The organism is Aeromonas fluvialis (assembly GCF_000819885.1).
Lineage (GTDB): Bacteria > Pseudomonadota > Gammaproteobacteria > Enterobacterales > Aeromonadaceae > Aeromonas > Aeromonas fluvialis.
This window is the reverse complement of the sequence record NZ_CDBO01000053.1, coordinates 91593-112629: the sequence shown is the minus strand read 5'-3', so window position 1 is coordinate 112629 and position 21037 is coordinate 91593. Positions and strand designations below refer to the sequence as shown.

Sequence of the window (21037 nt, the reverse complement as noted above, 5' to 3'; positions counted from 1 at the left end):
CCTCCTAGACCTTGAAATGTGCGATCAATTGCTGCTGTTTGGCGACCAGATCGGCCAGCACTTCGCTGCTGCTGGCAGATTCGCGCGCCTCCCGCTCGGTTTCGTATGCCACATCGGCAATACCGGCAATATGACGAGCGAGCCCCTGACTGACAGAGATCTGTTCCTGAGCGGCATGGGCCACCTGATCGGCCATCGACTTGATGGCCCCCATCCGATCGGCAATGGATTGCAACGCGACATCCATCTCGCGAGTCTGCTCGACACAGCTTTGGGTCTGCTCCTGACTGCGCCCCATCACTTCAACCACATGTTTACTGGAACTCTGCAGGTTCTCAATCATCCCCTGGATCTCTTCGGTCGAGGTCTGGGTGCGATTGGCCAGCGCCCGCACCTCATCCGCCACCACCGCAAAGCCGCGACCGGCATCGCCAGCACGGGCCGCTTCGATGGCTGCGTTCAAGGCCAGCAGGTTGGTCTGCTCGGCAATACTGCGGATCACATCGAGAATGCTGCCGATGTTATTGCTGAACTCACCCAGCTTGTAGGTAATGCCGACCGCCTCTTCCATGGCACCAGCCAACTGCTCGGTGAGCCGGCGAGTGGTGGCCACTTTCTGGCGACCACTGCGCGCCTCTTCATCGGCCAGATCCACCTCCCGCTTGGAGCCATCGGTAGAGCGGGCCACCTCGGTGGCGCTCACTTCCAGCTCGGTTATGGCGGCGGCCACCTGATCGGTCTGGCTCTTCTGCTCCTGCACCCGGGACATGGCCCGCTCGCTGATCTCGGCGGCACGACTCGCTTCATCCACCAGATGGCGGGAACCCGCATTGATCTGGGAGAGCAGCTCGCCAGTTTTACCGGCCAGCGTATCGATGGAGCGGGAGAGGCTGCCAAATTCGCAACTGCTGCGATAGTTGATGCGGCGGGTCATGTCACCGGCCGCCATGTAATCGAGCTCCTTGTTGATCATCTGCAACGGGCGCTGAATGCTGCGCGCCGTGGTATAGCCGATCACCAGGGCGGCAACCGCCGAAATTGCGGCAACCACCAGGATCCAGAAGCTGGCACTGCTGACCGCCGCATCGGCGTTGATCCGGCTATCGCTGGCGATGGCACCGGCAGACTTGCCCATCTCATCGAGCAAATTGAGGCTGTTGACCAGACTGGCATCCAGTTGCTGATTTTGCGTGGCCAGCGACAACTCCAGTTGTTGGGCCTGACGCATGGTTGCCAGCAAGCCCTGAGCACCGAGCGCCAGCTCCTGCATCCGATCAAGGTTGGAGACAAAACGGGCTTTCACATCATCCGGCACCAGTACCCGATCGAGCCGCTTGCGGGCCATCTCGATGTCCTTGCTCAGTACCTTTTCCAGCTCGTTCAGGTCAGTTTTGGCATCAGCACGGCGGATATTCTTCAGATCGCGGGCGATACCAGAGGTAATGAGCTCCGCCTTGTTGCGCATGGAGCGCTTGCTGGCAGTCTGTTGCAGCAGCAAATCCGCTGCCCACTGGTAGGTATCCTCAAGACGGATAAATTCTATCTCCAGCTTGTGGCGCCGATCCAGCGCACTGACCCACTGTCTGTGCTGATCCAGCACCTGATCCGCCAAGCCATAAAATTGGGTGGTGGCACTCTCTACCTGCTGGAAGCTGGCACTGGCATCCGCAACACCGGTAAACCTTTCCATCTCCCGGCTTAACTGGGCAAAACGACTCTGCTGCTCCTTGAACTGATTGGCCAATTGCGGCAACTGGGCAGCGTCCTCGCTGGTGCGGTAAACCAGCACCCAGCGGTTACTGTCCTGCAACGCCCCCTTGAGACCTGCAACAGCCACTACCAGCGGGGTCGCCCGATCCGATACGGCAGAGAGACCGTCGTTTATGCCCTTGATTTTAAAAGCACTGATCGCACCAAGCAGGATCAGTAGCAGCAGCATCAACACGAATCCGGCGATGATCCGCTGCACGATAGATAAACCCATGGAGACATCCTCGCTCATTGGGGGGGAAGGTAAAGTGAACATAGTCACTATCGGCAAGGGCGGCGAATTACTGAAACAGAACAGCACTATTTTCTTGGTTACTAGGGTGTCAGATCACAATTTACGGAAATGGGAGTGCTACAAAAAAGCCCGGCACAAGCACCGGGCTGTTAAAGAGACGTACTTTACTATCTTCTGCAACCCGTTAAGGGGAGCAGCCAGAATCACAAATCAGAAGCGGTAGCCTGCCCCAACCATAAATACCATGGGATCGATCTTGGTCTTGATACCTGGACCACCATCTACGTGTACATCTGTATCGATATCCATAATCCAGGCTGAACCGTTTACAAACCAGCGGTCAGTGATGGCCATATCGATACCAACCTGTCCAACAACCCCCCAGGAATCATCCAGGCTCACGTCACTGTTGCTCAGTGGACCACGGCCTTTCTCGTCAAAGAAAGTGGTGTAGTTAACGCCGACCCCGACATACGGGCGTACTTTGCTCTGGGCATCACCAAAGTAATACTGAGCCATCAGAGTCGGTGGCAGATGTTTGACTTTGGCTACCTCGGTGCCACCCAGCTTCACGGAGTGAGAGAACGGCGTCGCCGCCAACAATTCAACCCCGAAGTTATCTGTAGCCATATAAGTCAATGTCAAGCCCAGCTGGGCATTGTCATTAATGTCAAAGTCGTTGCCACTGTCTTGCGGAGACACTACAGCCAAACCACCACGAACCAGAATATCACCGGCCTGATGGGCCATAGCGAAGGGAGAGGTCACTGCAGCAGCCACCATCAGAGGAAGTAATTTTTTCATCACATAATTCCTTTTTTGTTTTCATTTGATGCTGTAAGCCCGCAGACTATATGCTCATGTAAACGCAAGGTTATTGATTTGAAGCAAAAGTTACACAGAAATAGATCGATTGATGCTACACCTTTGCCGTACCCACAAGCCTCTTTAGTGAACCTGTGTTCAAGCCACCGCAACGCGATTATTGTAAATTGTGTTTGCCATATGGCCGCACAAAGGGGCATGCAAGCCACACCTTATGCAGTGACTTGCTGGTGATTAATTGTTGTTAAGTCAGATGAATAGGCGTAATTTTGCGCCATGAAAGTTATTGACAGGTAAAGGGCTGTTTATGAGAAATGAATCGAAATGGCAAAAGGTGGGGGCCTTTCTCGCTGCGGTTTGGGGAATAGGCTCCTTTCTCTTTATCCTGCTCGGTTTTATTGTCGCCCTGGCCTATCTGGTGTTGGTCAGACAGAGCTAATCCGAACTGACAGCGTGCTGCAATGCAAGGCTATCCCCTTCGACAAGTTGCTCCGGGGTCTGTTCCATTATCTCCCGAAAAGACAAAGCCCCCGAATAGCCACAGCATCGATTGCGCCCCTCCTGTTTTGCCTGATAGAGCGCCATATCGGCCAGCTTGAAACTGTGACTCCAGAATGTATCGGGGCACGCAGGGTGCAGGGGATACCGACAATATCCCGATGAAACCGTCAACCATAGCGGCCTCTCTTCCGAACCAAAACGGTGCTGAACAACACGCAACCTGAAATATTCGGCACGCTGTACCAACGATTGTTCATTATTCACCTGCAACAGTAGTAAAAACTCCTCCCCTCCCAGCCGGATAACGGGCTCGGTATCTCTCACCACCAGCTTGTGCAGCAGCTCCGCCAGCTGCTTCAACACCAAATCACCGATGTCATGGCCAAATTTGTCATTGATCCGTTTGAAATGATCGAGATCGAGCAACAGCAGCTGACAAGGGCGGGCCCAATTGGCCTGCAACCAGCTATCCAGATAGCGACGATTGAAGCAGCGAGTCAGGGGATCAGTGAATGCGGCCACCTCCATTCGGCTGGAACGCTCCAATAAATCATCATGTTGCCGAGTGACCTTGCTGGCCATCTCCCTGAATTTGCCGCTCAGGGTCGCCATCTCGACACTGCTATCGATATAGGGGATCAAATCCGCCTCGGGTCGATCCCCAAAGCGCTGCAGCGCCGACACCAGCTGCTGCAAGGGGGTAAGCACAATGCCGTTGAGCCGGTACATGGCGATCATGACACAGACAAAACTGATCAGCAGCATGCCGATAAAGATCCAGATAGCCCCTTCCAGTACGCTACCCAACACTTGTCGCTCTTCCTCAATCACCAACGTCAATGCGGGCTGGTTATCACTGTTAAGCAGACGTACCTCCCCCCTGAGCCGGGTCAGGCCAAGGTCGATCAGGCGGTAGGTCATTTGCGGTTTCAGCTGTTTGAAGGTGGCAGCGACATTCAGATTGGTGTCGGAGATAGCCAGTGGCAGCGCGGTACGCTCAGAGACCTGCTTGAGATACTCTTCATCAAGCCAGCGTACCACCAGCAAGAAGCCGTTGAAGGGGGCAGAGTCGTCACTGCCTCTGATCGGCTGCCACGAGTACATCAGCGGTCCCCATTGGGAGGCTCTGATGCCGTGCAAGTTGATACCTCCTTGCGCCACAGATTGGGCTCTCAACTGCTTTTTCAGATCATCAAGGAAATAGGGAAACTGATCAGGATTGATGCCGGGCGCATCAGGCAGCAGGGTGCGGGTCCAGATCTCGTAGCCATCGAGATCCATGAAACTCATCAGATTGAGGCGAAAGTCCCGCATCGGCATATCATTGAGCAGGTTGGAATCGATATATTCCCGGCTTCTGCCGATCATAAAACGATGGCTATCATCCCAAATTCCCCAATCCCGACTAAAAGCATCCAGTGCTGCCACATCGGACTGCACCGCTCTGCTCACTCGCAGCAAGTGATCCTTCATGCGCTGCTCTTCAATCCGAGTGGCAGCCGGGATCTGGGCCCACGCTAACAGGATCAATAACAGCAAAATAGCGCCCAGCCAGATAGGGAGCATGGAGTAAGCCAACTGATGATCAATCGTACGCGGAGCCTGAGCCATAATCTGATATATCCATTACCATGATGTCGTGATATCCAGCCAACCCGCCTCACACGAGCAGCCCCTTCATATCCCCGATATTCATAGTAAAAAGGGGCCAAAGGCCCCTCGATTATAACGATTTATCGCGTCAATAGCGGTCGTAAAAAGCGTGCGGTGTGAGACTCTTTATTGCTGCAAATCTCCTCCGGCGTCCCCGTCACCAGAATGCGGCCACCACCAGCCCCCCCTTCGGGCCCCAGATCGACGATCCAGTCGGCAGTTTTCACCACATCCAGGTTATGCTCGATGATGACGATGGTGTTGCCGCGATCCCGCAGCTGGTGCAACACCTTGAGCAGTTGCTGAATGTCGTGGAAGTGCAGCCCGGTGGTCGGCTCATCCAGAATATAGAGGGTCTGACCGGTATCCCGCTTGGAGAGCTCCCGCGCCAGCTTGACCCGCTGCGCCTCACCGCCCGAGAGAGTGGTGGCCGACTGGCCGAGCCGGATATAGGAGAGGCCCACATCCATCAGGGTTTGCAGCTTGCGTGCCACCGCTGGCACAGGGTCGAAGAACTCGCGGGCATCTTCCACCGTCATCTCGAGGATCTCGTGGATGTTCTTGCCCTTGTACTTCACCTCCAAAGTCTCGCGGTTGTAGCGCTTGCCCTTGCAGACGTCGCACGGCACGTAGACATCCGGCAGGAAGTGCATCTCCACCTTGATGACCCCATCCCCCTGGCACGCCTCGCAGCGCCCCCCCTTCACGTTGAAAGAGAAGCGGCCAGGCTGGTAGCCGCGCGAGCGCGCCTCCTGAGTGCCGGAGAGCAGCTCGCGGATCGGAGTGAACAGGCCGGTGTAGGTGGCCGGGTTGGAGCGCGGGGTGCGGCCGATGGGGCTCTGGTCAATATCCACCACCTTGTCCAGATGCTCCAGCCCCTCAACACTGCGATAGGGTGCCGGCGTGGACTCGGTCGCCTTGTTCAACTCGCGGTGAGCGATGCGGAACAGGGTGTCATTGATCAGGGTCGACTTGCCGGAGCCGGAGACGCCGGTGACGCAGGTCATCACCCCTAGCGGCAAATCCAGATTGACGTTGCGCAGGTTGTTACCGCTCGCCCCTTTGAGCTTCAGCCACTTGCCGGTAAGCGGAGTCCGTTCGGCCGGAATGGCAATCTGCTTGCGGCCAGAGAGGTAGTCACCGGTCAGTGAAGCTGGATTGTCGATGATCTGCTGGGGGGTGCCCTGCGCCACAATTTCGCCGCCATGCACGCCCGCCCCCGGGCCGATATCCAGCACATGGTCGGCGAGGCGAATGGCGTCCTCGTCATGCTCCACCACGATCACTGTGTTGCCCAGATCGCGCAGGTGAGTGAGGGTCTTGAGCAGCCGCTCGTTGTCGCGCTGGTGCAAGCCGATGGAAGGTTCATCCAGCACATACATCACCCCCACCAGACCGGCACCTATCTGGCTCGCGAGTCGAATGCGCTGGGCTTCACCACCGGAGAGGGTCTCGGCACTACGCGACAGGCTCAGGTAGTTGAGACCCACGTTTACCAGGAAGCCGAGCCGCTCGACGATCTCTTTTAAGATCTTCTCGGCGATCTGGGCGCGCTGGCCGGTGAGGTTCAACCCCTCGAAGAAGGCCAGCGCATCGCCGATTGACTGCTCGGCGATAGCGGGCAGGTTGCGGTTGTCGACGAAGACGTGGCGCGCTTCCTCCCGCAGCCGGCTGCCACCGCAACTGGCACAGGATTTGTTGGCGATGTATTTGGAGAGTTCTTCGCGCACCGAATTGGACTCGGTTTCCCGGTAGCGCCGCTCCATATTGTGCAGGATCCCTTCGAACGGGTGCTTGCGCACCACCACGTCGCCGCGGTCGTTCATGTAGCGGAACTCGATCTCGGTGCGGCCGGAGCCGCGCAGGATCACATCCTGGGTCTTGACCGGCAGATCCTCCCACGGCGTTTCCAGATCGAACTTGTAGTGCTCACAGAGGGATTTCAGCATCTGGAAGTAGTAGAAGCTGCGCTTGTCCCAGCCACGGATAGCGCCGTTGGCCAGACTGATGGCCGGATCGCCGATCACCTTGGCCGGGTCGAAATATTGCTGCACGCCCAGACCATCACAAGTAGGGCAGGCACCGGCCGGGTTGTTGAAGGAGAAGATACGCGGCTCCAGCTCCGACATGGAGTAGCCGCACTCCGGGCAGGCGAAGTTGGCGGAGAAGGTCAGGGTCTCCCCTGCCTCCCCGTCCATCGGCGCATCCATCGACACGACCAGCACGATGCCGCCGGAGAGGGTCAGCGCCGTCTCGAACGATTCGGCCAAACGCAGGGCGAGGTCTTGGCGCACCTTGAAGCGATCCACCACCACCTCGATGGTGTGCTTCTTGTGCAGCTCCAGCGCGGGCGGATCGGAGAGATCGCACACCTCGCCGTCGATGCGGGCACGGATATAACCCTGGGCCGCCAAATTCTCCAGCAGCTTGGTGTGCTCCCCCTTGCGATCGCGCACCACCGGGGCCAGCAGCATCAGCTTGCTCCCCTCCGGTTGGGCCAGCACCTGATCCACCATCTGGCTGATGGTCTGGGCGGCGAGCGGAATGGCGTGGGTCGGGCAGCGCGGCTCACCGACCCGAGCAAACAGCAGACGCAGGTAGTCGTAGATCTCGGTGATAGTGCCGACGGTCGAGCGCGGGTTGTGGGAGGTGGACTTCTGCTCGATGGAGATGGCCGGCGAGAGCCCCTCGATATGGTCGACGTCCGGCTTCTCCATCAGGGAGAGGAACTGGCGGGCATAGGCGGAGAGCGACTCCACATAGCGGCGCTGCCCCTCGGCATAGAGGGTATCGAACGCCAGAGAGGATTTGCCCGAACCGGAGAGGCCGGTCACCACGATCAGCTTGTCGCGGGGCAGGGTCAGATTGATGTTCTTGAGGTTGTGGGTGCGGGCACCCCGGACCACGATCTTTTCCATCTTGTTGCACGCTCGATACAGAAACCTGAGCGAGTCAGTATGGCATAGCCACTACTGGATGAATAGACAGTCATAGGATGAAATGCGCATCACCCGGCGCACGCCATCTGCTCTTTTTTCTCTAGCAGCAGCCGCTCGTTTTGCCATATCTGGGCGGTGACCTCGACCCGATAGGGGCAACGCAGACCTAACCCGATCATGCCTGCCTCAGTGACCTCTCCGGCACGTAGCGACAGATTACGGCTCTGTTGCTGCTTGCTGCTCCCGGCCGCCCCTTCGCTGCGCACCAGCAACCTGAAGCTCACCGTCACATCGTGCTCGCTGAGCAGGGTCGGCGCAAGTGAAAGCCCTTGCTCGTTCTGCACCATATTGAGGGATAGTGTCATGCTCATTGTATTATTCTCGCCGGCAGTCACCGGTGGCACCCACACCAGCCCCCCGACATACAATAAAAAAAGGGCCCGCAGGCCCTTGGTTGACATCATGGTTACTGACCCTGATTCACCAGGATCTGGTTACCTGTTCCGTTCGAGGAGGCAACCGCGAAGTTACCGCTGTCGCTCTGGGTCACAGTGACCATGTTATCGGTGCCATAGCCATATGCATATGCTACATTCGATGATCCGGTTTGGGTCACAGTCACGTCGTTACCTTGGCCATAGGCGACCGTAACGGCAAAGTGATCATCGCCGGCCTGGCTGACCGTGGCGATATTTTCGCCACCTGCTGCAACTGCCGAACCCAGATTGCCATTACCGACCTGACTAACCGTGGCGGTGTCGTCGCTACCACCATAGGTATAGCCATAATAGGTATAGCCATATGCAACGTTGTCCTCTCCCGCTTGGGTCAGCGTCACCAAGGAGTCACTACCAAACTGAACAGCGTAGGCATCGTTGTCATCGCCGGTCTGGGTCACCCCGGTGGTGTTGCCGCTCCCCAATTGAGTAGTGTTTGCGTAGTTGCTGTTACCGGTTTGGCTCACCGTTGCTATCTCCCCGGTTCCCGACTGATAACCAACAGCCTGGTTACCCTGATTGTCGGCCGAACCTTGCTGGGTCAGGGTATATCTCCCGTTCCCTCCCTCCTGCGTGACCTGCGCTACGTTATTTTGGTCGAACTGACTGACGGTCGCCGTATTGAATTCACCGCGCTGCACCACTGTGGCGGTGGTGCCCTCGTCGGGTGCGTAATCATCATTTTCGGTATGCTGATTAACGGTGGCGGTTTGACCTGTCCCCTCCTGGGTGACCGTGGCCAGCGCACCATCCGAAGCATCTTGGTTGACCGTGGCGGTATGCCCACCATCCCCCTGCTGGGTGACGGTTGCCTCGGCAAAGTCTGACCAATAGTTGTCAATGGTGGCCGTGTTATCATTTGAAAGCTGGTTAATCACCGAGCTGGCTTGATCGGCATTGTTCTGGTCGATGGTTGCCATATTGTCATTGTCGCTGGCATTGCTGCCGGCGGCGCCTTGGTTAATCGTAGCGATAGCGCTGCCATTGTTGATCTGCTGGGTGACACTTGCCTTGTTGTCACTTCCGTGGGTGTCAATGGTGGCTGTGGAGAGATTGGTATTTCCCGATTGCAGCACTACGCCGCTGTTGTGACTGCCGACCTGACTGGTATTGGCATTCGAAGTGCCGGTGTTTTCCTGGGTGGTCAACGCCTTGTTCTCGTTACCCGCTTGGTAGATATCGGCTCGGTTATCCACACTCGACACCACCTGCTTAACGGTTGCCTCGTTGGTATCGCCGTACTGCGTTACAAAAGCGTCGTTGCCAGTAGATGCTGCCCAAGCGGTGCTGGTTGCCAGAAGAACTGCCGAGGCAATAATGGTACGTTTAAACATGATTTCCCTCTCGTGCTAATGGTTGAGCCTAGGCTCAGTTGGTTTGAACGACATTGACTTGCTGATTGGCTCCCATCTGGATGACGGTGGCCGTTAATCCGCTTCCGTTCTGCTCGATACTGGCCTGATTGCCATCACCCAGCTGGATTGCCCTGGCTTGGTTGTCTGCCCCTTGCTGACTGATCCAGGCTTCATTGCCGCTGCCCTGTTGCAGCAGCCAAATCCGGTTATTAATGCCCGCCTGATAGAGCTCGGCGCTATTGCCCTCGCCCCGTTGCACGCTATTGACCCAGTTCTCATCCCCCACCTGGGAGAGCGCCAACTCATTGGCCCAACCCTGTTGCAACACACGAGCCTGGTTGAGCTCACCTTGCTGGGTGAGCTGCAGTTGGTTCTCGGTGCCGATTTGCCATAACAACGCCTGATTTCCATCACCTTCCCCAACGGACTCCAGTGCGCTCCTCGTCGCCAGCTCATCGAATGAGGCAAGCTCTGCGGCAAACAGTGGGGCACCCGAAAGCAGCAGAAGAGTGAGTGCACTACCCAGGAATTTCATCGCGTCATCACCTTGTTTGAAGACGCTCACAGTATCTGCTGCCAGTGCAAGCCGAACTATCAGGCATTGTGCTGATCCGCTGCTGAAAAATACCGTGCAGACATTGAGCTGAAAGTCTTAAGTCGTATGCGATGGAAACCAAATAAAAATGCCCTCCACCAAGGAGGGCATTGCGAGAGCAGGAAGACTCAAAGCAGCGGGGCGTTATCTTGCAGGTACTCCTGCAGGATCGGATTGTCGATATCGCGCTGGTCGGCCAGTTGCCACAGATTGTCCCGCACCCCGTTGGCAATCAGCCGGATCACCCCGGACTCGATAGCCGACATGACACACATTTGTACCGGCTCATTGGTGCTGAAACCGGCCTCGGCCTCCAGCAGGCGTTTGTACTCGACGAAGCGGAATACCCCGGCCTGCACCTGTTGCGACAATACGGTCTTGGAGGTGGTCACACTGTTCAGGATCCGGCCTGAACGGATATCGACGGCACGCAGATTGACCGTCACCTGATCGACCCGATACTCCCCGCTGGCGCCGATGCCAAAATACTTGGCCCCCGCCCCGCCGGTTCGCACATTGCTGTCATAGGCGACGATCCCCCCCTCGATCAGGATGTTGGCGGCGACCAGCGAGGGCAGTTGATTGGCATTGTTGCCGGGAACATTGGGCTTGTTCTGGGCCGCCCGCACAATCTTGCGTTCGGTCAACAGGTTCTGCAGCCCCTCCCGCTCCAGCGGTACAAACCATTGGGAATCCCACAAGGCCGTGCTCAACATGGCTACTCCACCCTGGGTGACGGCCGTGGAGAAGTTGGACGCCGGTGCTGGCAGGTACTGACCGGTCTGATCGCGAAAGTCATAGACGGCCGCGATAATTTTCCCCTTTGGCCTGGGTAGACTGATCAGCTCTTTGTAGGAGATGGAGCGCGGCATCAGGGTCGCCTTCTCATCGGCAACGGGAGAACCGATATGGGTCGCACAACCAGCCAGCGCAAGCAGAACCACTATCAATAACAGTTGTCGTTTCATCGCGCCCTCAATCGGCTATCAGGCCATTCACTTCGATCATGGTGGTCTGGTTGGTCACCCTGTCGGTGATCGAGACCACCAGGGTGCCATCTTCATCCACCACATTGATGGCAAAGTCATCAGTCACCAGACTGCCGCTCTGGCTGCCATCCTGGCCGATATCGGCCAGCAGTTGGCTGATCAGCCGGGATTGCAGACTGGAGGTAAGGCGATCCAGTGCCGAAGTACCGCTGCTACCGCTGCCACTGGCGGGATCCTTGTAATCATTCTGCGCATTGGCGGTACCAAGCAGATGACTACTGTTGAGAGGGTTACCCCCAAAGCTGGGGTTGACGGGGCGATAGACAAGCTCCGACGCATGGAGCGCTGGCGCTATCAGGGCTGCAACTAGCCATAACCGGGCACGCATGATAAATATCCTTATAGTTCATCATGTTCCAAATCGAAGGTATCCATGAACAGGGTCGCGATCTTCTGCTGTTCGAGGGTCTGCCTGACCTTTGACCAAGCCAGTTTGGCGCTCTGCTCCTGCTGATTGCGGCCAGGAGAGAGGGCGGTTTTAAAAATCACCTTCCGGTTGTGGGTGATCCAGATCAGGCTGCCCCACCGGGCAGTCGGGCGCTCATGAATCGTCAGATTTTCTCTGGCATCTGGGTCTTCATCACTGCGTAACCGGGTAAATTCGTTATAAAAACCCTGACCGAAACGGGTAAAGGTGCGATCCAGTACCAGACCATCCACATCCAGCCGATCACTCTCCTGTTCCGGCTGCACCGACTCCAGCGGCATACTGACCTCGGCGGCGATCACGGGAATACAACCCCACAGCAGCGCAAGACAGCACGCCAGAGAGAGTGCTTTCATCAGTGGGAATCCGATACGTCGAGATACTCTTTGGCCCAGCTCACCGCCTGGATCCGGTTCTTCACGTTTAGCTTTTTAAAAACGTTATAGAGGTGGGATTTGACGGTGTGCTCGCTGACAAACAGGCTATCGGCGATTTCGACATTGGAGGCGCCCGTCATCAGATAACGGATGATCTCCTGCTCTCTGGTCGTCAGCAGGGTGTCGTTGCGCAACAGGTAGCTGTTGCCATGGCGATAGTATTCGACCAGCTCGCACAGCAGATGGCGCGGCATCCAGAACTCGCCCAGCAGAATTTTCTGCAACCCTGTGACCAACCGCTCCAGCGGATCCTGACGGAAAAACAGACCGCAGATTTGCGGCCACATCAACAGCAAGTCACGGTCTGTCGTTGTGGGGGCATTGAGCAAGGCTGTGCTGGATAGCGGGAAACGAGCACATATTTCTCGATTCCAGCCCGGCTGCGAAGCAGACTTGATGTAGTCAAGGTCGATAAGAAATAGGGTTCCGTCACTGATGCGATCAAGTTGCCAGAGTTCGTGGGCAAGCTGAATGGGGCAATCCATATGAGTCGCCAGGTAAGCCGAGAATGTACAAGCCTGCACATTATTTTCACTCACCAATGCAATGGGGGATGCGTCTTTCATCGGAGGCTCTTCCTTGAAAATATAAACCACCATGTCGGGCTGGATGAGTCTATCAAGGAGGTATTGAAGCACAATATTAAAAAAGTATGAGAATGGCTTTCAACGTAAGCGTAACATTATGTTTTTTATGAAAATAGATGACCATAAACCAGCCCAAAAACAACCATATTAACAGGGTGTGATGACAGGATTGTGATAGATCGCAGATTAGTAAAAAACGCCATTTATTAACAATCAAAACAATAAAGAGTGCCGCATCACACTATCGGGTAAATCAAGAGAGCTGCCAATCCGCTTCGCAACTGTTACTATGACAGTCACATGCGTCTGCGGGACATTGCGCCCAGCACACAGCAACTCATCAGGTATCCAGTCGTGTTGGACCAGGTTTCGACCTGGCCGGTAAATAAGGTGGAAGAGAGATTATGGCCAGTCGAGGCATCAATAAAGTTATTCTGATCGGTAACCTCGGGAAAGACCCGGAAGTACGCTACATGCCGAGTGGCAATGCTGTGGCCAACATTACTCTGGCTACCTCCGAAACCTGGCGCGACAAGCAGACCGGTGAGCAGAAAGAGCGTACCGAGTGGCATAACGTGTCTTTGATTGGCAAGCTGGCAGAGATTGCTGGTGAGTACCTGAAGAAAGGCTCCCAGGTCTATGTGGAAGGCAAACTGCAGACCCGTAAATGGCAGGATCAAAGTGGTCAAGATCGTTATACCACTGAGGTGCTGGTCGACAGCTTCACTGGCGTGATGCAGATGCTGGGTGGCCGTACGCAAGGCGGTCAGGGCATGGGCCAGAACATGGGAGGCCAATCCCAGGGCAACTGGGGTCAGCCGCAGCAGAGCATGCCTGCCCAGCAGCCGATGAATCAGCAGCGCCCGGCGCCGGCTCCGCAGCAGAACATGCAGCCGCAAGGCGGTTATAGCCGTCCTGCCCAGCAGCCGCAATCTGCGCCGCCGGTATATAACGAGCCGCCGATGGATTTCGACGACGATATCCCGTTCTAAGAACAGAATATTGAAAAGGCCCTGATAACTCAGGGTCTTTTTTTATGCACTCAGGCTGAACCACTCAGCCCGAAAGGGATATAACACTTTATGGCTGCCTCCCCTACAGTGATGGATATTCTCGACAGGAGCGCTTTGTGAAAAGTGCAATGAAACGACTCACCCCTTTATTGCTCCTGCTGACCAGCATGCTCTCCGGCCAGTTGCAGGCAAAGCCGCTCAAGGTAGGGGTCAGCTTTGCCATCCCTCCTTATGTCATCGAAAGTAATCAGCGCGGCATCGAGCTGGATCTGCTAAAAGAGGCGTTCGCTGGCAGCGGCTATGAGCCCAGCTTTGAATTTCTGCCGCTGGAGCGTACCTTCCGCCTGTTCGAGTCAGGAAAGCTGGATGCCATCATCAACGTCAGACCCGGTATGGTTGATCCCCATTTTCTGACCCAGCCCGTTATCACCTTCCATAACCGGATCTTCACCCTGCACACCACCCCCATCAGTACTCTGGACGATCTGCATTCAAAACGGGTCACCGCCTTTCAACGGGCAAGGATCATTCTGGGGGGCGCGTTCGCCACCATGGCCAACCAGAATCCCCACTATGAGGAGGTAGCCAAGCAGCAGGTGCAGGTGCACCAACTGATGCGCGGCAGGGTGGATGCCGTAGTACTGGAGGAGCGGGTGTTCTACTACTACCTCGACCAGCTGATTGCCACCGCCCAGGCTGGCGAGCACTACGAGCGCAATCAGGTCAGGCAAGCAGACCTCTTCCCGCCCACCGTCTATCACTTTGCCTTCCGAACGGTCGACGCTCGCAATCTGTTTGATGAGCGCCTTGAGGCGATGCGCAAGGATGGTCGCTATCACCAGATTTTCGCGGCTTACGGCGCCACGCCGTGAGCCACAAACATAAAAGCCAGCCGGTAAGGGCTGGCTTTGAACTGGCTCCGAAGGAACAGCAGTAGGGGAGCGTTACTTCATTGCGCTGCCGTTTTTCAGTTCTGCTTTCTGACGTTTGGCTTCGCGTTTCTCTTTCAGTGACATCTGCGGTTTTTTCTTGGCATCTTTGCCGTTGTGATGTTCTTTGTTACTCATCATCAAACTCCAAAAATGTTACCCAGACAGTTGGTTCCTCATGGGAGCCAGCATGCCATCCGAATCATCAACTTCAGTACGCTTGGTGGGATGGTGCAAGACCATCACCAGACCCAGCATACCCTCCAGCGGCATCCGGATCCAGCCTCATTCTCGTCCAAAAAAGCCGCGCGCAGCCCCTTGAGCGGGGAGGCCAAATGACTTCGATAGGAAAGACCAAAAAAGAGTAATTCGCATTATTAAATGTTGTCACACTTATATTAAGCCATCGTTGCCTAGATATTTTCACGGATAAATATAAATCCCTCTCATTATTCATTGCCGTTCAAGAGGCACCATTTTAATAAGCATTCGCAATATCATCGGAAACATCAGGTTACAACACCGAATAGGTTATTTCCGGTCAGCCGGATATAATGCACGCCGCACCGAAACATCCGTTTTTATTCAGGAAGCAGTGACATGAACAGAAAAACCAGAGCCGCCATGGTGTCGGTCTGCTCCAATATCAGTCTGATCATCATGAAAGTGGTGGCCGGTTTCGCCAGCGGCTCGGTCAGTATCATCTCGGAGGCGATCCACTCCGCCATGGATCTGGTGGCGGCCCTGATCGCCCTGTTCGCGGTGAAAAAGTCCGACCTCCCGCCCGATGAGCGCCACCCCTATGGTCACGACAAGATTGAAAATGTCTCCGGCGTCATCGAAGCACTGCTTAATTCTGTTGGCCGCGGGCTGGATCATCTTCGAAGCCGTCGACAAGCTGATCACCCCCAGCCCCATTGAGAGCATTGGCTGGGGCGTGCTGGTGATGGTGATGGTGATCTCGGCGCTGGTCAACAACGGAGTCTCGCCTACCTCTACAAGGTGGCCCGAGAGGAGGAGTCGGTCGCGCTGGCTGCCGATGCGCTCCATCTCAAGGCGGACGTGCTCACCTCCGCCGGGGTCGCCGTCGGTCTTGGCGGGATCTGGCTGGCCGGTCTGTTCGGCCACTCCCTCGCCATCCTCGACCCGCTGGTCGCCATTGCGCTCGCTATCTTTATTGTCAAAGAAGCGATAAGCATGCTCAACGAGGCCTTCCAGCCGCTGATCGATCAGAGCATGAGCCCGGAAGAGCTGGCGATGACCAGCCGCATCATCACCGAATGCTGCCCTGCCGCCAGCGGTTTTCACGACCTGCGCAGCCGTCGTGCCGGTCGTCGTCGCCATATCGACTTCCACCTCACCCTGCCCCCGGAGATGAGCATCGGCGAAGCCCACGATATCTGTGATCGCATCGAACACGCCATTATGCAACAGTTGCCCCACGCCATCGTGCTGATCCACGTCGAGCCGGAGGAGCAAGAGATACCCTCGCCGCTCGCCATAAATTGAAATGTGGCAAACAGGCGGGAAAGTGGCAGCGAAATAACGGAAAGTTGGCACAAACCCGCATTTTTACTGCCGGAAAGCCGATTGCATAAGAAGTGATCGGCACAACTGTGTTAGGGTGTCTAACCACCCTGCCGCAGGAGCGCGCCGTGAAAAAGCTGGAAATGAAAGATCTGACCGAGGCCGAAAAGGCCGAGATAGCCTTGTTGTTGCAAAAGGCGCAAGCCAATGCAGACCACCAGCTGACCAACGGAGAGCGGAACAAGATCCGCGAAGAGGGTCGCCTGAAAATTGTGGCCGACCGCGCCGAAGCAGCCAAGGCTGCCTCCAAGCTGGCCCGCGAGAAAGCAAAAGAGCGCGCCAAGAATCAGGTGCTGCCGGAGACCTTCAGCTGGATCGACTCGGTCAGCAACAAGTTCCGCAGCAAGCGCTGATCTCCTGCTTCTAAAACGCCCGCTCGCACCAGGTGCCTGCGGGCGTTTGCATGTCTGGGCGATGCACAATGATCCCGATTTGGCACAGCCATTGATTTGCCTCTAAGGCGCCAGTCGCAGCAACAGAGGTGATTCACATTGTGCGTTAGAAAGAACGCAAACTGACAATCCCCGTCTATCGCCCCCTTTTCATTTTTTCTCATATTTTTGCCAGAACTGGCTACATAGTCAGGACAAAAAAGCTGAATCCGGCTTACCACAGGGTGATATGAGTCCTTGGTGATTTTTTCTATGCCGTTGAAATGCATCATGTTTACCATAAAAAATGATATTTTTGGCTGTTACAAAACATTAATATCGAGATAAAGTTTGCTTTAAAAATGAGAGCGTGTTTTAATCTTTCTCGATGGTTCGGCAGTTCAGACCTGATTATGTTAGGCAGTCATTTTAGTAAAGCAGTGATTAGCATAAGCGTTATCCTCGGATAATTCTTATCAAATAATTCTCCTTCTTTAGTGCTCCCCATACGTATTGCTGACGAAAAATCAAAAATTGCCATTTAGATGGCATTCAACACTATTTAAGGAAATTATTATGTCTAACAAAATGACTGGTACCGTTAAGTTCTTCAACGCTGAGAAAGGTTTTGGTTTCATCTCCCCGGCTGACGGCAGCAAAGACGTGTTCGTACACTTCTCCGCTATCCAGTCCACCAGCTTCAAAACCCTGGACGAAGGTCAGCGCGTTGAGTTCACCATCGAGCAAGGCCAGAAAGGCCCGGCTGCTGCCAACGTAGTTGGTCTGTAATTCAAGCCTGAGTATGTCGCCGATGGCTCATGCCAACAGCTGACAGCTCTGCAAGAATTAAAAAAACCCGCCTCGGCGGGTTTTTTGTTGTTTATCGTTTTTCCTCATCCCCCTCTCCCCAGACCGTTTGATCCCTTTCTTACATCGCCTCCCCCGTTGAGCCAAAAAAAAGCTTCAAACGGATTCAAAATGTAAAATATTGACGAAAAGATCAGGTTATTCGCTGTAATTGCCACGAATTCTTGCTATTTTGCGCGCCATAAAAGCAAACGATTTCCTTCACACTTTCAGGATGAGTTATGGCAAAGCAAGATATGGCCGCCAACAGTGCAACAGGCGGCTTTTTGGACTCTTATTTTTCCATTTCTGCGCGCGGCAGTAGCGTACGCCAGGAGTTGTTGGCCGGTTTGACCACCTTCCTGGCCATGGTCTACAGCATCATAGTGGTGCCCAACATGCTGGGTGCTGCCGGGTTTGAGCAGGGTCCGGTCTTCGTGGCCACCTGTTTGATCGCCGCCTTCGGCTCCCTGCTGATGGGCCTGTGGGCCAAGCTGCCGATGGCCATCGGTTGTGCCATCTCCCTCACCGCCTTTACCGCCTTCAGTCTGGTACTGGGTCAGGGACTGAGCATTCCGGTCGCGCTGGGCGCCATTTTCCTGATGGGTGTGCTGTTTACCCTGATCAGCGTCACCGGTGTACGCCAGTGGATCCTGGATAACCTCCCCTCCGGCATCGCCCACGGCACCGGCATCGGTATCGGCCTGTTCCTGCTGCTGATCGCCACCAATGGCGTCGGCATGGTGATCAAGAACGAAGGGGCCGGTCTGCCGGTTCAGCTGGGTGAAGTGACCTCTTTCCCGGTCATCATGACGGTGCTGGGTCTGGCTGCCATCTTCGGTCTGGAGCGTCGCAAGGTGCCGGGCGGCATCCTGATGGTGATCATCGCCATCTCCATCCTCGGCCTTATCTTCGATCCGAACGTGACCTGGCAGGGCTTCTTCGCGATGCCGAGCCTGACCGGTGAAAAAGGCTCGCTGGTAGGCAGTATGGATCTGCTGGGCGCCCTCAATCCGGTGGTGATCCCCACCGTACTGGCCCTGGTGATGACCGCCGTATTTGACGCTACCGGCACCATCCGCGCCGTAGCCGGTCAGGCGGGCCTCATCAACGAACGTGGCCACATCATCAGCGGCGGCAAGGCCCTGACTGCCGACTCCGTCAGCAGCATGGTGGCTGGCGTGGTGGGTGGTGCTCCGGCGGCCGTCTACATCGAATCTGCCGCAGGCACCGCCGCCGGTGGCAAGACCGGTCTGACCGCTGCGCTGGTCGGTGTGCTGTTCCTGCTGATGATCTTCCTCTCACCGCTGAGCTATCTGGTACCGGCTTACGCCACCGCACCGGCCCTGATGTACGTCGGCCTGCTGATGCTGGGCAACGTCACCAAGCTGGACTTCAGCGATTCGGTCGATGCCCTCTCCGGCATGCTGTGCGCCGTCTTTATCGTGCTGACCTGCAACATTGTGACCGGCATCATGCTGGGCTTCGTGGCGCTGGTGGTCGGTCGCCTGTTTGCCGCCGAGTGGAAAAAGCTGAACATCGGCACCGTCATCATCGCCGTGGCGCTGGTGGTCTTCTATGCCGGTGGCTGGGCCATCTAACCCGTCCGCATATTCCGGTTATACCGAAGGGCCCTACGGGGCCCTTTTTCATGGCTGTGAGTCAGCTAACAGTTTCCCGCCTGTTTGCCCTGCTCCGTTTCAGATTGAAACACCTATACCCCTTCTGCTGTTTCAAATCCGAACCAAACAGGCCGTCATTTTTATCCTTTTTTCTGTCGTTAGACTGGCTCCATCAACCATTTGCCCACCCGTGCGGTGGCAAGCCAAGGAGTGAGCCATGAAGAAATTGATCAATGCCGTCGATGCCGTGGTCCGTGAACAACTGATGGGGATGGCAGCCGCCCACCCCGAGCTCAAGGTACGCATCGAACCCCACTACATCACCCGCGCCGACTCCCCCGTGATCGGCAAGGTGGCGCTGGTCTCCGGCGGTGGCAGCGGCCACGAGCCGATGCACGGCGGTCTGGTGGGCAAGGGGATGCTGGATGGCGCCTGCCCCGGCGAGATTTTTACCTCCCCCACCCCGGATCAGATGTACGAGTGCGGTCAGGCTGTTGATGGCGGCGCGGGCGTGCTGTTTCTGGTGAAGAACTACACCGGCGACGTGCTCAACTTCGAGACCGCGGTCGAGCTGCTGCACGGTGACGGGGTCAAGGTCGGCTTCTCGCTGATCGATGACGACGTGGCGGTCAAAGACAGCCTCTATACAGCCGGTCGCCGTGGCGTTGCCACGACCGTGCTGTGCGAAAAACTGGTGGGGGCCGCTGCCGAAGCGGGCTACGATCTGGCGCGCTGCGAGGCGCTGGCCCGTCGCATCAACAACCAGAGCCGCACCATCGGCGTGGCCATGCATGCCTGCACCGTGCCAGCCGCTGGCAAGCCCTCCTTTACCCTGGCGGACAACGAGATGGAGTTCGGCGTGGGCATTCATGGCGAACCCGGCATCGCACGCCGCCCCTTCACCGACCTCAATACGCTGGTTGATGAGATGTTCAAGGAGCTTGCTGACAACACCCCCTATGGTCGCACCCTTCGCCACTGGGACAGAGCCTCCGGCAGCTGGCAGGAGGAGCACACCTTTATCGAGCCGCTAAATGCGGGCGATCGGGTCATCGCACTGGTCAACAGTCTGGGCGGCACCCCCATCTCCGAGCTCTATGGCGTCTATGGCCGCCTCGCCACCCTGTGCGAAGAGGCGGGCATCCATCTGGTACGCAACCTGATAGGCCCCTACTGCACCTCCCTCGACATGACCGGCATCTCCATCACCCTGCTCAAGGTGGATGACGAGCTGATGACCCTGTGGGATGCCCCCGTCCACACCCCCGCCCTGCGTCGCGGCTGCTAAGGAGAACCCATGTTAAGCAAGCATCAGATCGTCAACTGGCTGCTCGACTGCGAGCATATCTTCACCGAGCAGCGTGACTACCTCACCGCGCTCGATACCGACATCGGCGATGGCGACCACGGCCTCAACATGCAGCGCGGTTTTGCCAAGGTGACCGAGAAACTGCCCCCAGTGGCAGACAAGGATATCGGTCAGGTGCTGAAAACCACCGGCATGACCTTGCTCTCCTCGGTCGGCGGCGCCAGCGGTCCGCTCTACGGCACCTTCTTTATCCGGGCGGCGGCCAGTACTGATGCCTGCCAGAGCCTGAGCCTCAGCCAGCTGTGCAAAATGCTGAGCGACGGGGTCGAGGGAATCGTCTCCCGCGGCCGGTACCGAGGCGACCATCCAGATGCAGGCCCGCAAGGGGCGCGCCAGCTATCTTGGCGAGCGCAGCATCGGCCATCAGGATGCCGGGGCCACCTCGACCCTGCTGCTGCTGACCGCTCTGCGTGACAGAGCGAGGTTGTGA

19 protein-coding genes and 2 pseudogenes are annotated in these 21037 nt (G+C 56.4%); 9 read left to right on the top strand and 12 right to left on the bottom strand.

Annotated features, from left to right (window positions below):
- Positions 1 to 4: 4 nt before the first annotated feature.
- Positions 5 to 1984 carry a methyl-accepting chemotaxis protein gene (locus tag BN1125_RS11775; protein ID WP_042012467.1) on the bottom strand — a complete coding sequence of 660 codons (1980 nt, stop codon included), beginning with the start codon at positions 1982 to 1984 and terminating at the stop codon, positions 5 to 7.
- 231 nt (positions 1985 to 2215) lie between these two features.
- Entirely contained in the window at positions 2216 to 2809 is a 594-nt protein-coding gene (locus BN1125_RS11765) for an OmpW family outer membrane protein (RefSeq protein ID WP_042012465.1), read from the bottom strand.
- A gap of 328 nt (positions 2810 to 3137) precedes the next feature.
- Between BN1125_RS11765 and BN1125_RS19700 the strand changes: the two genes are divergently transcribed.
- Positions 3138 to 3269, top strand: coding sequence for a hypothetical protein (locus BN1125_RS19700; RefSeq protein ID WP_280136077.1), 132 nt, complete (start codon positions 3138 to 3140; stop codon positions 3267 to 3269).
- Here the strand turns inward: BN1125_RS19700 and BN1125_RS11760 are convergent.
- The 9 genes from BN1125_RS11760 to BN1125_RS11720 all read right to left on the bottom strand — a co-directional run bounded on the left by BN1125_RS11760 (position 3266) and on the right by BN1125_RS11720 (position 12849).
- Complete coding sequence (locus BN1125_RS11760; RefSeq protein ID WP_042012464.1) at positions 3266 to 4942, bottom strand: sensor domain-containing diguanylate cyclase; 1677 nt, start codon at positions 4940 to 4942, stop codon at positions 3266 to 3268. The genes BN1125_RS19700 and BN1125_RS11760 overlap by 4 nt on opposite strands.
- Positions 4943 to 5064: 122 nt before the next feature.
- Positions 5065 to 7902: an excinuclease ABC subunit UvrA gene (gene uvrA, locus BN1125_RS11755; protein ID WP_042012463.1), complete on the bottom strand. Its 2838-nt coding sequence runs from the start codon at positions 7900 to 7902 to the stop codon at positions 5065 to 5067.
- An 89-nt stretch (positions 7903 to 7991) separates the two neighbouring features.
- On the bottom strand, positions 7992 to 8294 hold the full coding sequence (gene csgH, locus BN1125_RS11750) for a curli-like amyloid fiber formation chaperone CsgH (protein WP_244268497.1): 303 nt from the start codon (positions 8292 to 8294) through the stop codon (positions 7992 to 7994).
- A gap of 95 nt (positions 8295 to 8389) precedes the next feature.
- Positions 8390 to 9754 carry a hypothetical protein gene (locus BN1125_RS11745; protein ID WP_052446154.1) on the bottom strand — a complete coding sequence of 455 codons (1365 nt, stop codon included), beginning with the start codon at positions 9752 to 9754 and terminating at the stop codon, positions 8390 to 8392.
- A gap of 34 nt (positions 9755 to 9788) precedes the next feature.
- On the bottom strand, positions 9789 to 10310 hold the full coding sequence (locus tag BN1125_RS11740; protein ID WP_042012461.1) for a curlin: 522 nt from the start codon (positions 10308 to 10310) through the stop codon (positions 9789 to 9791).
- A 188-nt stretch (positions 10311 to 10498) separates the two neighbouring features.
- A complete protein-coding gene (locus tag BN1125_RS11735) occupies positions 10499 to 11338 on the bottom strand; it encodes a CsgG/HfaB family protein (RefSeq protein WP_042012460.1) in 840 nt (279 codons plus the stop codon).
- 7 nt (positions 11339 to 11345) lie between these two features.
- Entirely contained in the window at positions 11346 to 11747 is a 402-nt protein-coding gene (locus BN1125_RS11730; protein WP_042012459.1) for a curli assembly protein CsgF, read from the bottom strand.
- An 11-nt stretch (positions 11748 to 11758) separates the two neighbouring features.
- Entirely contained in the window at positions 11759 to 12202 is a 444-nt protein-coding gene (locus BN1125_RS11725) for a curli production assembly/transport protein CsgE (RefSeq protein WP_042012458.1), read from the bottom strand.
- The gene (locus BN1125_RS11720) at positions 12202 to 12849 is read right to left on the bottom strand and encodes a LuxR C-terminal-related transcriptional regulator (RefSeq protein WP_042012457.1); all 648 of its coding nucleotides are present in this window, start codon (positions 12847 to 12849) and stop codon (positions 12202 to 12204) included. The genes BN1125_RS11725 and BN1125_RS11720 overlap by 1 nt, the downstream gene beginning before the upstream one ends.
- Positions 12850 to 13274: 425 nt before the next feature.
- On the opposite strand from BN1125_RS11720, the gene BN1125_RS11715 reads away from it, so the two are divergent.
- Both BN1125_RS11715 and BN1125_RS11710 read left to right on the top strand, forming a co-directional pair.
- Positions 13275 to 13862: a single-stranded DNA-binding protein gene (locus tag BN1125_RS11715; RefSeq protein ID WP_042012456.1), complete on the top strand. Its 588-nt coding sequence runs from the start codon at positions 13275 to 13277 to the stop codon at positions 13860 to 13862.
- A gap of 149 nt (positions 13863 to 14011) precedes the next feature.
- Positions 14012 to 14755 carry a substrate-binding periplasmic protein gene (locus BN1125_RS11710; RefSeq protein WP_042012455.1) on the top strand — a complete coding sequence of 248 codons (744 nt, stop codon included), beginning with the start codon at positions 14012 to 14014 and terminating at the stop codon, positions 14753 to 14755.
- A gap of 72 nt (positions 14756 to 14827) precedes the next feature.
- On the opposite strand, the gene BN1125_RS19695 is transcribed toward BN1125_RS11710, so the two are convergent.
- A complete protein-coding gene (locus BN1125_RS19695) occupies positions 14828 to 14953 on the bottom strand; it encodes a hypothetical protein (protein WP_019445191.1) in 126 nt (41 codons plus the stop codon).
- Between the two features lie 459 nt (positions 14954 to 15412).
- On the opposite strand from BN1125_RS19695, the pseudogene BN1125_RS11705 reads away from it, so the two are divergent.
- The 6 genes and pseudogenes from BN1125_RS11705 (at position 15413) to dhaL (ending at position 21037) form a co-directional block, all read left to right on the top strand.
- Positions 15413 to 16321, top strand: a pseudogene (locus BN1125_RS11705) (cation diffusion facilitator family transporter).
- A gap of 146 nt (positions 16322 to 16467) precedes the next feature.
- Positions 16468 to 16752 (top strand): DUF3811 domain-containing protein, encoded by a 285-nt coding sequence (yjbD, locus tag BN1125_RS11700; protein ID WP_005340165.1) that lies wholly within the window; start codon positions 16468 to 16470, stop codon positions 16750 to 16752.
- 594 nt (positions 16753 to 17346) lie between these two features.
- Positions 17347 to 17559, top strand: coding sequence for a transcription antiterminator/RNA stability regulator CspE (cspE, locus tag BN1125_RS11695; protein WP_005316548.1), 213 nt, complete (start codon positions 17347 to 17349; stop codon positions 17557 to 17559).
- Between the two features lie 299 nt (positions 17560 to 17858).
- A complete protein-coding gene (locus BN1125_RS11690; RefSeq protein ID WP_280136076.1) occupies positions 17859 to 19217 on the top strand; it encodes an NCS2 family permease in 1359 nt (452 codons plus the stop codon).
- Between the two features lie 238 nt (positions 19218 to 19455).
- Entirely contained in the window at positions 19456 to 20526 is a 1071-nt protein-coding gene (dhaK, locus tag BN1125_RS11685; RefSeq protein WP_042012454.1) for a dihydroxyacetone kinase subunit DhaK, read from the top strand.
- 9 nt (positions 20527 to 20535) lie between these two features.
- Positions 20536 to 21037: pseudogene (gene dhaL, locus BN1125_RS11680) on the top strand (dihydroxyacetone kinase subunit DhaL).